Here is a 14,209-nt window from a genome sequence, read left to right as displayed (position 1 = left end):
CGATTGCCACTGTATCGTGGGCCCACCGATGAGCCTGCGCTTCGACGATATCGAAGCCTTCCTCAACGTCGCCGAACTCAACAGCGTGACGTCGGCGGCCGAGCGCATGAGCCTGTCCAAGTCGGTGATCAGCAAGCGCGTCAGCGATCTCGAACGACGCCTCGGCGTCCGCCTGCTCTATCGCACCACGCGCAACGTCGAGCCGACCGAGGCCGGGCATTTCTTCTACAAGGCCGCCAAGGCCTCGCTGCAGGAACTCAACAACGCCGCGGAGATCGTCGCCCTGCGCGAGAACGACCTGTGCGGCGAATTGCGCATCGTCACCCCGATGAGCTTCGGCACCCTCTGGCTGTCGCCGATCATCGCCGACTTCATGAGCCAGCACCCGCGCCTGGAGATCGTCCTGCAGATGGACGACCGCCTCACCGACTTCGAGAAGGAAGGCTACGACCTGAGCATCCGCGTCACCCGCCTGGACGACAGTTCGCTGATCGCCCGGCCGCTGGCCAACAGCCAGCGGGTGGTCTGCTGCAGCCCCGACTACGCGGAACGCCACGGCACGCTGGACACCCTCGAACAACTGATGCAGCACGAGTGCCTGGGCTACAACAACGCCACGCCGAGCCAGGTCTGGACCTTCGAACCGGCGTTCCCCGGCGCCAAGCCCCGTGCCGTCTCGCCACGCGGACGCTTCAGCAGCAACAACGGCCAGGCCATGCGCGACGCCGCCCTGCGCGGCCAGGGACTGGCGTTGCTGCCGCTGTTCATCGTCGCCGAGGACCTCAAGAACGGCCGCCTGGTGGACGCCGCGCCCGGCCTGCGCCCACTCGACGACGTGATCTACGCGATGTATTCGCGGGCGGCGGCGATGTCGCCGAAGGTCAAGGCGTTCATCCAGCATCTCCAGCAGGCGCTGTCGATCCCGCCCTGGGGCAACGGCTGAGCGACCGAACCATTCCCGCGAGGCTCCGGTCAGATACTGGGCATGCGGAGAAGACTCCCAGGAGCCTGTCGTCTCTCCCCCGTCCGGCCACCCGGCCCACAAAGGAGAACTGCCATGATCGTGCGTACCCTGCTCATCGCCGCCGCCCTGCTCGGCGGCACCGCCCAAGCCGCCGAAAGCACCGACCTGTGCGGCGCCAACCTGCAGAAGCTGGACGATATCCTCGCCGTGCGCGGCAAGACCTCGGTCACCGGTGCGCGGGTCACCGAGGTCAAGGAACTCCAGGCCAAGGCCAGGCAGGACCAGGCCAGCGGCGACACCAAAGGCTGCATCACCGCCACCACCCAGGCCCTGCAGATCCTGCAGAACACCGGCAAGAAATGATCCGCGACAGACGCAAGGCGGATAACCGCAAGCGGTTATCCGTCCTACCCCAATGCAACCCTCCGCAGGGCGAATAGCGCCGCAGGCGTTATCCGCCGACACTCCAGCCCCCGCCCCGACCGCGTCCGATTTCGCTCATTCGAAGCGCAGGCTTTCCCGCACCGCGCGGATTTCTGCCTGGCTGGCGTCGTAGGCCTCGGCCAGGCCGGCATAGGACAGCGAATAGGCCGAGGTCTTGCCGGCCGCGGCGAGCAAGGTCTGCTTCATCACCACGGCGCCGCGCTGGCGAATGGTGCAGGTGGTCTCCAGCGCCGCCAGCCCGCCGGTGGTGGACGGCTGCGGCGAGGTGCAGGCGGTCTGCAGGCCGTTGCGCAGGAACTCGATCTGCACCAGCTTGCGCATGTGCCCGAGGACTTTCTCCAGGTTCACTGCCTGCCCGCTCTGCAGGGGCATCCGCGTCACCTCCATCACCAGTGCCTGGGAGCCGTCTGCCTGCAACTTGACCGCGCGCTGGCGCTGGCCGGCGCCGGCCTGGCCGGGCTGCGCGGCGGGCAGGTCGCTGACCTGCCAGCCCGCCGGCCAGCGCGCCATCGACGCCTCGGCCAGGCTCAGCGCGGACAGCGTGCCGACCGCCAGGGCCAGCCAGCGCCAGCCGTTGCGTCGCGTTTGCGCCTGCCTCACGGTGTACCCTCCTCTTCGCGTCCCTCCACGGCCGGCCGGGGCTGCCCGAGGGGCTCCTCGAAACGCAGCAGGCGTCCGGCATTGCCCAGCACCAGCAAGGTGCTGAGGTTGTGCAGCAGCGCCGCGACCATCGCCCCGGCCGCGCCGAGCAGGCCGAAGGCTGCCGCGGCGACGATCGCCAGGGTCCAGCCGAGGCCGATCGCCACGTTGACCTGCAGGGTCCGCCGGCATTGCCGGCTGAGCCGCACGCAGGTGCCGAGGCGGCGCAGGTCGCTGCCGATCAGCACGATATCCGCCGAGGCCAGGGCGATGTCGGCGCCGCCGGCGCCCATTGCCACTCCGACCACACCGGCCTTCAGCGCCAGCGAATCGTTGATGCCGTCGCCGACCACCATCGGCCGGAAACCGCTGCCGATCTCCGCGCCGACCTGGCGCAGCTTGTCCTCCGGCAACGCCTGCGCCACCAGTTGGCGAATCCCCACCTGCTTGGCCACGGCGTCGGCCACCGCCCGGCGATCGCCGGTCAGCAACAGTTGCCGGCCCAGACCCAGTTCGCGCAGATCGGCCAGGGCCTCGGCGGCCTCCGCGCGTACGCTGTCGGCCAGCAGCAGCCAGCCGAGGAAGCGCCCGTCCAGGGCGATTCCGGCGATCGGTCCCTCATGCTCCGGCACCTCGCTGGCGTCGATGCCCAGTTGCTGGAACAGTTCGGGCCGGCCGAGGGCGGCTTCGCCCGCCGCTGTTCGTGCGACCACGCCGAACCCCTGGCGTTCGCGGATATCGCTCAATGGATGATAGGCATCGTGCGCCGCCAGGGCTGCCAGCGCTCGGCTCACCGGATGGCTGCTGGCGGCGCCGAGGCTAGCGGCCAGGCGCAGCACCGACGCCTCCTCGGCGGCATCGGCCAGGCGCAGCGCCTGCAGGCGCAGGCTGCCATGGGTCAGGGTGCCGGTCTTGTCGACCACCAGCGAAGTCAGGTCCGCCAGCTCCTCGAGGAAGGCCGAGCTGCGGATCAGGATACCGTGGCGGGCGGCCACGGCGATCCCGGCGATAGCCGTGGCCGGGGCGGACAGCACCAGGGCGCAGGGACAGGCGGCGACCAGCACGGCGAGCATGGCCTGGGCATCGTTGGTGACGAACCAGGTGACCGCGGCGATCAGCAACACCAGCAACATGTACTGCCCGGCGTAGCGCTCCAGCAGGCGGGTGATCGGCGGCTTGGCGCGCTCGGCCTGCTGCATCAGGCCGATCACCTTGCCCAGGGTCGAGGCCTCGCCGGTACGGGTTATCTCGATGCGCAGCAGGCCGTCGAGGTTGATCGCGCCGCCGTAGACCTCCATCCCCGGCGCCACCTCGAGCGGCACCGACTCGCCGGTGATCGGCGCGGTGTCGAGACTGGCCTGGCCTTGCAGGACCCGCCCGTCGGCCGGAACCCGGTCGCCGGCGCGCACTTCCACCTGGTCGCCCGGCCGCAGGCTGGCGTTGTCCACCTCGCTCAGGCTGCCGTCGGCCTCGATCCGCCGGGCATGGCTGCGGGTCAGCTCGCCGAGGGCGGCGATGGCCTCCTGGGAGCCGATCACGCTGCGCTCCTCCAGCACGTGGCCGAAGATCATGATGATCGGCAGCAGCGCGGCGGTCAGCAGGTCGCCGCTGGCCCAGGCGCCGAGCATGGCCAGCGCGATCAACTGGTCGGTGACGCCGTGCAGGCTCGGATGCCGCAGGCTGTCCCAGGCCGAGCGGGCCACCGGCAGCGCCACCAGCAGCGACGCGACGCCGAGCAGGATCTGGCTGACCCCGGCCTGGTCCGCCGCCAGCCAGCGCCAGGCCAGGCCGAGCAGCAACAGGCCAAGGGCGAGCATCGCCAGGCTCAGCTGGCGGGCGGCGCGGCGTTGCTCGTCGCGGCTGAGCAGGCCGCCGCCGAACGGCAGGTGATGATGATGCGCGCAGCCGCCATGGCTGCCGTGGGCGGACGGCTCGCTCATGCGCACCTCCCGGGGCGAGCCGCGGCGGCTATTGCGGGAAGCGCGCGTCCGGCCGGCGTACGTAGTCCAGGGCTTCCTTCTCGGTGAGTTCCCAGATCTGCTTGACCTGCCCGTTGTTGTCGCTCTTCAGGCCGACGAAACTGCCCTCGAGCTGGGGCATGCGGCCATAGACGATGAACAGGTTCTGCGCCGTGCGGATGCGCACCGACGGCGCCACCGAATAGCTGACGGTCTTCTTCCCCAGCCCCAGGGTAAGCACGCTGCGCAGCAGGCTCTGCTTGGGCTTCTTCAGGGTGATGACCGGGTACTGCGCGCTGGCCACGAAGCCCACCAGCATGTCGCTCGGCAACTGCCGCGCCAGCGCCTCGCCGCCGCACAGCAACAGCGCCAGCCCGCACAGCAGGGCCCTGCCCGGTGATAGCCGCGCACCGTTGCCCGTGAATGGAATACCGCCTGCCGTCATTGCCCGTCCCGTTCGCCTGGTTGTTCGACTCGGCGCCGCGTTCCGCTGGCGGAAGCGCGTACCGAAGGTTGATGCCGACGCAGGGTAGCCGTTTCACGTTCGCTTGTCCGTCCATTGTTTCACAGCCCGCGAAGGGCACCGTCGGGCAGCGGCTCATGGCTGCCCACCTTGCAGAATCAGGCGGCCATCGTCGCGCGGATCGACGCTGCCGACCGAACCGGCCTTGCCGAGGATCGCCGGCACCCGTTCGCGGTACAGGCGCCAGAGCAGGCCGGGATCGGTCGCACCCAGCGCCGGGGCCAGGCCAACGATGCTGGCGGTGTCGCGGCGCGCCTGGGCCAGCCGTTCGCCGGCCTCGGCGCGGGCGAGCTGCAGGGTGCGGTCGGCCCCCTCGGTGGCGGCCTGGGTGAGTTTCTCCGCCTCGGTGCGCGCCTTGGCGACGTTCTGCTCGGCCAGTTGGCTGGCGGTCAGCACCGCGTTGAAGGCGCTTACCGCATTGCGCGGCAGGCTCGACTGCACGTCGACCCGCACCACCTGGATGCCCAGCCCGCTGCCGGCCGCGGCCAACGCCGCCAGGCTGTGGTTGATGCCCTGCACCAGGTCGCCGCGCAGGCGTTCGCGGCGCTCGGCGACCGCGCTGTCGTTGCCGAGCAACTCCGGGCGCGCCACCAGGATGGTGTCCAGGTCGCGCGCGGCGCAGACCTGCACGGCGTTGCGCGCCACCAGCCGGTCCAGCGCCGGCAGCACGTGGGCACCCTGGAGGACGTAGGCGTACGGGTCGTCGACCTTGTAGAACACCCGCACGTCCAGTTGCACCACCCCGGCGTCGCCGGTCAGCAGGTAGCCGGAGCCGGCCAGCGCGTCGCTGGACAGGCTGACGTCGAGGTCGGCGCGACGCGCCTGCTCGGAACGCAGCAGGCCCTCGACGCGGCGTTCGATCACCTGTTCGGCGGACGGCAGCAGCACCACCTGCTCCAGCGGCTGCGGCCAGGCCAGCAGCAGGCCGGGACCGGCCAGGCGCTCCAGCGCGCCCAGGCGCAGCACTACGGCGCGGTTCTCCGGGCCGATCTGGCGGACGTTGGAAAACGCCCAGGCCAGCGCCGCCAGGAGGGTCACGCCGAACAGTGCGAGGAACGCCAGGCGTCCGGCCTGCAGCCAGGGGCTGCGCAGCCCCTCGTGCGCTTCGTCGCTCATGGCCGGCGCCCGTTGGCCGGCGCTTCGGCGGGGAGCGCCGGCGGCCCGTCGACCAGCACGCGGAACGGTGCGGCATCGGTGCGCAAGACCAGCCGGGTATCGCCGTTGACGATGGTGCCGAGGGTGTCCAGCGAGCGCAGCAGGTTGTATAGCTGCGGCGAACCGGCGTAGGCCTTGCCGTAGATGCGCGCCGCCTCGACCCGTGCCTGGGCCTCGATCTCCGCGGCTTTCACCGAAGCCTCGGCCTGGATCACCCGGGCGTCGCGCTCCGCCGCCGAACGGATCTCCGCGGCCTGGCGACGGCCCTCGGCGGTACGCTCGGTGGCGATGGTCTCGCGCTCGGCGCGCATGCGGTCGACGGTGGCGCCGAGGGTCACCTTGGGCAGGGTCAGGCGCTCGATGCCGACCTGCACCACCTTGACCCCGTAGGTCGCCAGCAACTGATGGTCGATCTGTTCGCGCAGGCGCGCTTCGAAGTCGCCGATACGCACCCGCGACGCCTCCGTATTCACCAGGTCGGCCAGGTCATAGGCGCTGGCGGTGGTTTCCAGCGCCGAGCCGACGAAGGTGCGCAACTGCCGGGCAGCCTCGTCCGGCTGGTTGCGCACCGCGCGCATGAAGCGCTGCACGTTGTCGGCGTCGCCCTGGACCTGCCAGGCCACGTAGGCCTGGACGATGATCCGCAGGCCATCGCGGGTACCGACGTCCTGCAGGCCGCTGGAAGTGGTGCGCAGGCGCAGGTCGACCGGGATCGCGCTCTCGAACGGCAACGGCAGGCGCCAGGCCAGGCCCGGTTCGAGCAGGACCCGCGCCGGGTTGCCGAAACGGGTGATGACCATCGCCTCGCCGGAACGTACCTGCACCAGGCAAGCGGCGGCGACGGCGAACAGCACCAGCAGCGCGGCGACCAGCAGCCGGCGCCAGGGCGGCGCGGCCTGTGCGCCATGGCCGTGATCGTGATCGTGATCGTGATCGTGATCGTGATGATGCTCGTGGTGGCTGTGCGAGTGGGAGTGACCGAGGCTCAAGAGCGCTCTCCTCATGGTGCGGATTGCCCGGCCGCGGACGCCGGAGCGGCGGACGGACGGGACGAAGACGGGGAATCCAGGCGGCCGAGGCCGAAGCTGCGCAGGTCGATGGTCGGCGCGCCGGCGCCGGCGATGCGGTGGTCGATGAGCAGCAGGTTGGCCTTGCCCAGGCCGCGTCCGAGTTGGCGGTAGTAGGCCTCCAGCAGGAAAGCCTGGCCGGCGTCGGCATAGCCTTCCCGCTCGGCGGCGAAGCGCCGGTCGGCGGCCTGCGCGGCGGCCAGGGTCTCGCGGGCCTGCGCGCTGGCCCGGTCGTGCGCCACGCTGGCCTGTAGTTGCGCCTCGTTGCGTTGCGCGGCGGCCTGCCCGCGCTCGCGGGCGATCAGCGCCTGGGCGGTGATCTGCGCGGCCTGCACCGCGTGGTAGGCATTCGCCGCACCGGCCGGCGGATGGATCGCCTCGACCGCCGCGCCCAGTACCTCGACGCCGCTGCCGAGGCGATCGAGATCGGCCTGCACGGCCTGGCCGATCTGCTCGGCCAGGCCCGCACGCTGCTCGCCGAGGACCTCGTCGAGGGTCCGCGAGGCGAAGGCATGCACCAGTACGCGGCTGGCGGTGCTGCGCACCAGCGTCGGCACGTCGGCGCTGCGGTAGGTCGCCGCCAGCGCCGATGCGTCGTCGAGAGCGATGCGGTAGACGATGCGCACGTCCATGTTGACGATCTGGAAGCTCTGCCGATGGTCGGCCAGGCTGGCGATGACCTGCGATTTCTCGCTGACGTGGGAGGCGTCCCACAAGCGGTTGGCGCTATCCGGGGCCGGACCTTCGGCGGGCGCGAGCGGCTCGGCTCCGCCGTCGCCGGCGGCGACGCTGGTGGCCAACTCGTGGACCACCCCGTTATCCACCGCCAACACCCGCCCCAGCGGCCAGGGTAGCCCCAGGTGCAGGCCGGGGCCGAGCACCGCGACCGGCTTGCCGAAGCGCTCGTAGACACCCCGTGCATCCATGCCGATCTCGCGTACGCCGCTGAGCAGCCAGCCGCTCAGCGACACCACCGCCAGCACCGGCAGGAACGCCCGCCGCATGAAACCGAAGGCCCAGACCTGGCGCAGGTCGATGCCGAAGCGCTGGTGCAACTCATGCTGCAGACCCTGCAGGGGACGCGGCGGCCAGCGCAACAGGTCGGCCAGCAGGCTGGTGGCGACCAGGCGCGGTTCGAGGCCGGCACGCTGCGGCGCGAACATCGCCAGGATCGCCCTGCCCAGCAACTCCAGCGCCAGCGCCGCCGGCAACAGGCCGAGCAGTACCGCCAGGCGCGGGGCCCAGGGGTGTCCCTGGCGAGCCAGGAACAGACAGAGGGCGGCCAGCACCAGGGTACCGATCAACGCCCGCGCCAGTTGCCCGAGGACCGGGGCTTCCGGCCACTGCACCGGCCCTTGGCTGGCGAGGCGACGTTCCAGCACCAGCACCGCGAAGGCCAGCAGCAGGCAGATCCCGATGGCGAGGTCGGCCGCTTGCCCGGAACTGGCCGGCGGCAGGTCGAGACGCCAGCCGGCGGCTACCAGGCACAACGCCAGCGCCGCGCTCGCCGCCAGCCACAGCGCAGCGTGCCCGAGCTGGGCCAGGCCGTGGGCGATGGCCTGGCCCAGGCGCTCCAGCAGCCGTTCATAGGCGCTGTCGGCGGTGGCGTCGGGTTCGTCCCGCTGCCAGCACAGCCAGGCAGGCCGCGCGCTGGCCTCCGCGCCGAGGACCACGCAACGCCAGGCCGCGACCCGGTAGGCCGCGTGCAGACCGGCGAACAGGACCAGCCAGGCCGCGCCGAGGTTGTACAGCAGCGGCGGCCAGAGCGAGTCGGCGGCGAACAGGCCGATGAAGAACCCCAGCACGGCGCAGGCGGCGGCCAAGGCGACGCTGGCCGCTGCCCATCGCCACAGCTGGCGCAACTGCCGGGGCGCCTGCTGGAAACGCGGCAGCGATTCGGCGGCGACGCCCTCGGCGTCCAGGTCGACTCTCATCTTCACTCCAGGCAAAACTCGAAGGTACCGGCCAGGCCGGCGCAAACGCCCGCAACTTTATAACAATGCGCGTTAAGAAGTTGTCATGATTTGAAAAACAGTCTGCATCCCAAGGCTCTTGACTGGAAGACGAGAGTCTGTGTGCAGCACCCTGGGCAACACCTAACCAATCGAAAGGTTCTAAGCAGCCGGGAAAAACCACCGGACATCCGTGCAAACGACCATTCGTCGGCAATTCTCATTCAAATCGGATTTCTTATAACCAATCCGCATAGGCCTACCGGAGCCCTCATCTCCCCCGCAAAGGCACGCCATTCCGGGCCTCGACGCGTAGCCGGCAGGCCTTTTCGCATAGCCTGACGGTTTTATAACAGCGGCAGAGCGTCAATAATCCGACCATCGACTGTGATAGCGTCAAAAAAGAATCATATCGATCCTTTGTAGCGTTATCCGGTGCCATGCAGTCCTTATCGAACAACCGCCGGGGCCTCGCCAAGCCCCGGTTCGAGCCACGCATTGCGTGGTCGCAGCAAACGTTTGTGCGGATTACCCCAGGAGGCTCGCCCATGACCGAATCGACTGCCGGGGCCGGAGTCCATGGCACAGCCTCCGGACAGGCTGGCGAAAGCCCTGCCGCGCGCAGGGAACGATCGCCGGTGACGGATCGTCGATGAGCCGGGGGAAGCCATGCGAAGCCTGATCGGGATGACGTTCCTGAACTCCTCCGTAGGCCAGCGCCGGCTGCGCCAGAACGGTATCGTGCTGCGCCTGGGACCGGTAGTCGCGGATCGCCGGCGCGCGACCCTGCCGCACCGGCAAGGCCACTGCCTCGATCGTCAGGACCTGGAAACCCTGTTGCTATGGCTACAGCGGCACTTCCTCTGCGTGCCCCTGGAACACCTGCTCGAAGGCCCCGCTCCAGCCTGCCTGCGGATCGCCCTGAGCGTCGACGGCAACCCTGCGGAACTGGCCGAGCAGGTCTATCCGCTGCTGGAACGCTACGAAATGCCGGCGAGCGCCTTCATCGGCGGTGACCCGCGCAGTTGGCGCGAAGCGGTGGCCGAGACGCTCTGGCAGGCCGATGCGACTGCCGCCGGACCCTTGCTGGAACTGCTGGAGGGTTACAGCGGCGCGGCACTCATGGCGGTGTTCGAACGCACCGGCGACGACCAGCGTCGCAGCCGCAACCTCGACCTCCTCCTGCGCAAGCTGGAACGCCTCGACCCGGCCTCGCAGCAGGCCTTGCACGCGGCCTGCCCGGTTCCCGCACCGTACAGCGCTGGCGACTGGGAGCGGGTCCGCCGCCTGGAAAACAGCGGCCTGCTTCGCTTCGGCCTGCGCGGACAGGAGCCGCACCCATCGGCAGGCCTTTGCGCCGAGGACTGTCTCGGCCGCGCCCACCGCCAGCTCCAGCAGCATTGCGCCGCCCCCCTGCCGGTGTTCTGCCAAGCTCGTACCACACCCGCCGCGCAACCCGGCCTGCGCGCCGCCCTCGGTCGGCTTGGCTACCGCTTCGCCTTCGGCGCGCGCAATGGCCTGGTGGATACCCGTTGCGACCCGCTGGACCTGCCGCGCATCGAGGTGGATGCGGCGATCGCCGCCCGTCCCGGCCGGCTGGCCTGGCACATCTATCGTGGAGCCCGCCCATGAGCATGGCTTCCAGCCCGTTCCCAAGGAGGCGCGACAGGCAGTCGCCCTCCGCCGGAAGACCGCCCGAACCACGGGAAGCGAACGCGCCGTCGCCCGCCATGCCGCAGCGACGCCGCTCTCAGGGATATGGCCAGCCCAGCTGGCCCGGTATCAGCAAGGATCGTCCCATGACTGCAGACACCCCTACCTCTGTCGCTACCATCAACCACCTGCTGCTCGGCGCGCCCTACACCAGCCCACTGGTGATCCCCGGCGACTGGCTGGTCGACGAGCTGGAAGGCGCCGTGGAGGTCGGCGGCTTCACCGACGGCCTGTTCCGCTGGCCGACGCGCAAGCGCAGCGGCCGCCCTTCGCCGATTCTCTGCGGCGACCTGCTGCGCGCGGTACGTACCGAATGCGCCGAGTCGGTGCAGTTCTGGTGGGGTTTCAGTCCGAGCCTGGTGGGGCGCTGGCGCCGCGCCCTCGGCGTGACCCGCCGCAACAATCCCGGCGACCAGGCGGTGGCGCGCGCCCGCGCCGCCCTCGCCCGCTCGCTGGACCGCAAGGCGCCGCCGAAGGCACCGGCCGCCTGGTCCAGCGAAGAAGTCGAGTTCATCCGCCGCCACGGCAGCAAGCGCAGCCTGGCCTGGTGCGCCTACATGCTCGGCCGCAGCTACCAGAGTGTCGCCAGCAAGGCCGAGGAGCTTTCCCCGCACAGCGGGCGCGACCGCAACAATGCGATCTGGAGCAAGTCCGAGGAAGATCTGTTGCGCCAGCACTACCAGCAGCGCGGCTCGCTATGGTGTGCGCAGCAGACCGGCAAGACCCGCGCAGCGGTATTCCACCGGGCCAAGAAGCTGGGCCTGCAACGGCAGCGGCCGAAACACCCGTGAGGCCGGTCGCCGCCCTCTCCCGCCGAGGCGAGAGAGGGCCAGTGCTCAACCGCGGTAGTAGCGCTGCGCCACGAAGGGCATCTTGCTGACCACCAGGGTCACCGGCTTGCCGCGCACCATCGCCGTCACCTCGCTGCCCAGGCCGGCCAGCTCGCTCGGCACGTAGCCCATGGCCAGCGGCGCGTTGAGACTCGGACCGAAACCGCCGCTGCTGACCTTGCCGATCGCCCGCCCCTGGGCATCGACGATCTCGGCGCCCTCGCGCACCGGCATCCGCCCCTGCGGCAGGAAACCGACGCGCTTGCTGGCAACGCCCTGCGCCTGCTGGGCAAAGATCCGCTCGGCGCCGGGGAAGCCGCCGGCGCGCACGCCGTCGGCGCGGCGCGCCTTGGAAATGGCCCAGCCGAGGCTGGCTTCGACCGGCGTGGTGGCGCTGTCCATGTCGTGGCCGTAGAGGCACAGGCCGGCTTCCAGGCGCAGCGAGTCGCGCGCGCCGAGGCCGATCGGCGCCACTTCCGGCTCGGCCAGCAGGCGCCGCGCCAGGGCCTCGGCATGGGCGGAGGGCACGGAGATCTCGTAGCCGTCTTCACCGGTATAGCCGGAGCGGCTGACGTAGCAGTCCTGGCCGAGCAGCTCGACGCGGGCGAACTGCATGAAGGTCATCTGCGCCACCTGCGGCGCCAGGCGCTCCAGCACCCGCACCGCCGCCGGTCCCTGGAGGGCGAGCAAGGCACGCTCCTCGAACAGCGGCTCGACGCTGCAACGGTCTTCCAGGTGACGACGCAGGTGCGCCAGGTCCTGGTGCTTGCAGGCGGCGTTGACCACCAGCAGCAGGCAATCGCCGAGGTTGGCCACCATCAGGTCGTCGAGGATCCCGCCCTGCTCGTCGGTGAACAACGCGTAGCGCTGCTGGCCCACCGGCAGGTCGAGGATGTCCACCGGCACCAGGCTTTCCAGGGCCAGCGCCGCATCGGCGCCCACCAGGCGGATCTGGCCCATGTGCGAGACATCGAACAGACCGGCCTGCTCGCGGGTGTGCAGGTGCTCCTTGAGCACCCCGGCCGGGTACTGCACCGGCATGTCATAGCCGGCGAAGGGCACCATCTTCGCCCCCAGTTCCAGGTGCAGGGCGTGCAGGGGCGTCTTGGCGAGGGTTTCTGCGGTCATGTTTCACTCCATGGCATCCCGGCCTCCTGTCTGCCGGAGAGCCGCGATCGATTGTCGGGAAAGAGAAAAGAAGCGCCGGCGCAGCGGCGCGGTTCAGCATTCGATGATGTTCACGGCGAGGCCGCCGCGCGCGGTTTCCTTGTATTTGCTTTTCATGTCGGCGCCGGTCTGGCGCATGGTGCGGATGACCTTGTCGAGAGAGATGAAGTGCTGGCCGTCGCCGCGCAGGGCCATGCGCGCCGCGTTGATCGCCTTCACCGAAGCCATCGCGTTGCGTTCGATGCAGGGCACCTGGACCAGCCCGCCGACCGGGTCGCAGGTCAGCCCGAGGTTGTGCTCCATGCCGATCTCGGCGGCGTTCTCGACCTGCTGCACGCTACCGCCGAGCACTTCGCAGAGCGCCCCGGCAGCCATCGAGCAGGCCACGCCGACCTCGCCCTGGCAACCGACCTCGGCGCCGGAGATCGAGGCGTTTTCCTTGTAGAGGATGCCGATCGCCGCCGCGGTGAGCAGGAAGCGCACCACGCCGTCGTCGTCGGCCCCGGGGATGAAGCGCGCGTAGTAATGCAGCACCGCCGGAATGATCCCCGCCGCGCCGTTGGTCGGCGCGGTCACCACGCGGCCGCCGCTGGCGTTCTCCTCGTTCACCGCCAGGGCGTAGAGGTTGACCCAGTCGAGCACGCTGAGGGCGTCGCGCAGACCGGCCTCCGGCCGCTGGCACAACTGGCGGTGGAGCGCCGCCGCGCGGCGCCTGACCTTCAGTCCGCCGGGCATGATGCCCTCGTTGCGGCAGCCGGCCTCGACGCAATCCTGCATCACCTGCCAGATACGCAGCAGGCCGGCACGGGTTTCCTCGGCGGGGCGCCAGGCCTTCTCGTTCTCGGCCATCAACTGGCTGATCGACAGGCCTTCGCGGACGCAATGGTCGAGCAGTTGCCGCGCGGTCTTGAAGGGGAACGCCAGCGGCGTGCGGTCCTCGACGATGCGGTCGAGGCCGGCGGCCTCGTCGTCGACCACGAAACCGCCGCCCACCGAGTAGTACTCGCGGCTGCGGACCTGCAGGCCGGCGGCGTCGAAGGCACGGAAGATCATGCCATTGGGATGGTAGGCCAGCGGCTTGCGGATCAGCGCAAGGTGTTCCTTCTCGACGAAGCGGATCGGCCGCTCGCCGAGCAGGCGCAGCTCGCCGCTGGAACGGATGGCATCGAGCCGAGCGGGAATCGCGGCGGTATCCACCGTGTCCGGCTGCTCGCCCTCCAGGCCGAGCAGTACCGCCTTGTCGCTGCCGTGGCCCTTGCCGGTGGCGCCGAGCGAGCCGTACAGCTCGACCTTGACGCTGGCAGTGGCCTCCAGCAACCCCTCGCGCCTCAGCCCCTCGGCGAAGCGCGCGGCGGCACGCATCGGCCCCACGGTGTGGGAGCTGGACGGCCCGATGCCGATCTTGAACAGATCGAAGACACTCAGGGACATGCTCGTCTCCGCTTGCGGATTGGCCGCCACCACGGCGGCGTTCCTGTTCAATCAGCGTAGACCGGGAAGTGCCGGCAGAATTCGCCGACCTGGCCCCTGACCCGTTCGCCGACCTCGGGATTGTCGATATCGTCGAGGATGTCGCAGATCCAGCCGGCCAGTTCTCGGCACTCGCCCTCGCGGAAACCGCGAGTGGTCACCGCTGGGGTGCCGATGCGGATGCCGGAGGTGACGAACGGGCTCTGCGGATCGTTCGGCACGGCGTTCTTGTTCACCGTGATGTGCGCCGCTCCGAGCGCCGCGTCGGCGGCCTTGCCGGTCAGCCCCTGCTTCACCAGGCTGATCAGCATCAGGTGGTTGTCGGTG

12 protein-coding genes and 1 pseudogene are annotated in these 14,209 nt (G+C 70.0%); 4 read left to right on the top strand and 9 right to left on the bottom strand.

Annotation, left to right across the window (positions count from 1 at the left end):
* The first annotated feature begins 28 nt into the window (after positions 1-28).
* Both HMPREF2716_RS23385 and HMPREF2716_RS23380 read left to right on the top strand, forming a co-directional pair.
* Positions 29-943, top strand: a complete 915-nt coding sequence (locus HMPREF2716_RS23385; protein WP_003089677.1) for a LysR family transcriptional regulator — start codon at positions 29-31, stop codon at positions 941-943.
* A gap of 114 nt (positions 944-1,057) precedes the next feature.
* Positions 1,058-1,327, top strand: a complete 270-nt coding sequence (locus HMPREF2716_RS23380) for a hypothetical protein (RefSeq protein WP_003102968.1) — start codon at positions 1,058-1,060, stop codon at positions 1,325-1,327.
* Positions 1,328-1,462: 135 nt separating this feature from the next.
* On the opposite strand, the gene HMPREF2716_RS23375 is transcribed toward HMPREF2716_RS23380, so the two are convergent.
* The 6 genes from HMPREF2716_RS23375 to hflK form a co-directional block, all read right to left on the bottom strand.
* The gene (locus tag HMPREF2716_RS23375) at positions 1,463-2,008 is read right to left on the bottom strand and encodes a DUF4946 domain-containing protein (RefSeq protein ID WP_003102966.1); all 546 of its coding nucleotides are present in this window, start codon (positions 2,006-2,008) and stop codon (positions 1,463-1,465) included.
* Entirely contained in the window at positions 2,005-3,987 is a 1,983-nt protein-coding gene (locus HMPREF2716_RS23370; protein WP_033863104.1) for a cation-translocating P-type ATPase, read from the bottom strand. Before HMPREF2716_RS23370 ends, HMPREF2716_RS23375 begins: the two co-directional genes overlap by 4 nt.
* Before the next feature lie 28 nt (positions 3,988-4,015).
* Positions 4,016-4,450 (bottom strand): hypothetical protein, encoded by a 435-nt coding sequence (locus tag HMPREF2716_RS23365; RefSeq protein ID WP_017149069.1) that lies wholly within the window; start codon positions 4,448-4,450, stop codon positions 4,016-4,018.
* Positions 4,451-4,603: 153 nt separating this feature from the next.
* Positions 4,604-5,644, bottom strand: coding sequence for an SPFH domain-containing protein (locus tag HMPREF2716_RS23360; RefSeq protein ID WP_023118524.1), 1,041 nt, complete (start codon positions 5,642-5,644; stop codon positions 4,604-4,606).
* Positions 5,641-6,672, bottom strand: a complete 1,032-nt coding sequence (gene hflC / locus HMPREF2716_RS23355) for a protease modulator HflC (RefSeq protein ID WP_023087473.1) — start codon at positions 6,670-6,672, stop codon at positions 5,641-5,643. The genes HMPREF2716_RS23360 and hflC overlap by 4 nt, the downstream gene beginning before the upstream one ends.
* 11 nt (positions 6,673-6,683) lie before the next feature.
* Positions 6,684-8,684: a protease modulator HflK gene (hflK, locus tag HMPREF2716_RS23350; protein ID WP_023517698.1), complete on the bottom strand. Its 2,001-nt coding sequence runs from the start codon at positions 8,682-8,684 to the stop codon at positions 6,684-6,686.
* A gap of 687 nt (positions 8,685-9,371) precedes the next feature.
* On the opposite strand from hflK, the gene HMPREF2716_RS23345 reads away from it, so the two are divergent.
* Both HMPREF2716_RS23345 and HMPREF2716_RS23340 read left to right on the top strand, forming a co-directional pair.
* Entirely contained in the window at positions 9,372-10,334 is a 963-nt protein-coding gene (locus tag HMPREF2716_RS23345) for a polysaccharide deacetylase family protein (protein WP_003113080.1), read from the top strand.
* Positions 10,331-11,206 carry a hypothetical protein gene (locus HMPREF2716_RS23340; RefSeq protein ID WP_003119384.1) on the top strand — a complete coding sequence of 292 codons (876 nt, stop codon included), beginning with the start codon at positions 10,331-10,333 and terminating at the stop codon, positions 11,204-11,206. Before HMPREF2716_RS23345 ends, HMPREF2716_RS23340 begins: the two co-directional genes overlap by 4 nt.
* A 45-nt stretch (positions 11,207-11,251) precedes the next feature.
* Here HMPREF2716_RS23340 and gcvT read toward each other — a convergent pair whose 3' ends face one another.
* From gcvT to glyA, 3 genes and pseudogenes are all read right to left on the bottom strand, one after another.
* Positions 11,252-12,373, bottom strand: a complete 1,122-nt coding sequence (gene gcvT / locus HMPREF2716_RS23335; protein ID WP_016263445.1) for a glycine cleavage system aminomethyltransferase GcvT — start codon at positions 12,371-12,373, stop codon at positions 11,252-11,254.
* 93 nt (positions 12,374-12,466) lie between these two features.
* A complete protein-coding gene (locus HMPREF2716_RS23330) occupies positions 12,467-13,843 on the bottom strand; it encodes an L-serine ammonia-lyase (RefSeq protein ID WP_003112071.1) in 1,377 nt (458 codons plus the stop codon).
* 47 nt (positions 13,844-13,890) lie between these two features.
* Positions 13,891-14,209: pseudogene (gene glyA / locus HMPREF2716_RS23325) on the bottom strand (serine hydroxymethyltransferase); the annotation flags it as partial.

It is taken from the genome of Pseudomonas sp. HMSC076A11, assembly GCF_001810205.1.
Taxonomy (GTDB): Bacteria; Pseudomonadota; Gammaproteobacteria; order Pseudomonadales; family Pseudomonadaceae; genus Pseudomonas; species Pseudomonas aeruginosa.
This window is presented reverse-complemented; position numbering and strand designations above follow the sequence as displayed.

Excerpts from the sequence above, each read along its gene's own strand:
- HMPREF2716_RS23385 (WP_003089677.1), top strand. The coding sequence starts at position 29 with ATGAGCCTGCGCTTCGACGATATCGAAGCCTTCCTCAACGTCGCCGAA.
- HMPREF2716_RS23380 (WP_003102968.1), top strand. The coding sequence starts at position 1,058 with ATGATCGTGCGTACCCTGCTCATCGCCGCCGCCCTGCTCGGCGGCACC.
- HMPREF2716_RS23370 (WP_033863104.1), bottom strand. The coding sequence starts at position 3,987 with ATGAGCGAGCCGTCCGCCCACGGCAGCCATGGCGGCTGCGCGCATCAT.
- HMPREF2716_RS23365 (WP_017149069.1), bottom strand. The coding sequence starts at position 4,450 with ATGACGGCAGGCGGTATTCCATTCACGGGCAACGGTGCGCGGCTATCA.
- HMPREF2716_RS23360 (WP_023118524.1), bottom strand. The coding sequence starts at position 5,644 with ATGAGCGACGAAGCGCACGAGGGGCTGCGCAGCCCCTGGCTGCAGGCC.
- hflK (WP_023517698.1), bottom strand. The coding sequence starts at position 8,684 with ATGAGAGTCGACCTGGACGCCGAGGGCGTCGCCGCCGAATCGCTGCCG.
- HMPREF2716_RS23345 (WP_003113080.1), top strand. The coding sequence starts at position 9,372 with ATGCGAAGCCTGATCGGGATGACGTTCCTGAACTCCTCCGTAGGCCAG.
- HMPREF2716_RS23340 (WP_003119384.1), top strand. The coding sequence starts at position 10,331 with ATGAGCATGGCTTCCAGCCCGTTCCCAAGGAGGCGCGACAGGCAGTCG.
- gcvT (WP_016263445.1), bottom strand. The coding sequence starts at position 12,373 with ATGACCGCAGAAACCCTCGCCAAGACGCCCCTGCACGCCCTGCACCTG.
- HMPREF2716_RS23330 (WP_003112071.1), bottom strand. The coding sequence starts at position 13,843 with ATGTCCCTGAGTGTCTTCGATCTGTTCAAGATCGGCATCGGGCCGTCC.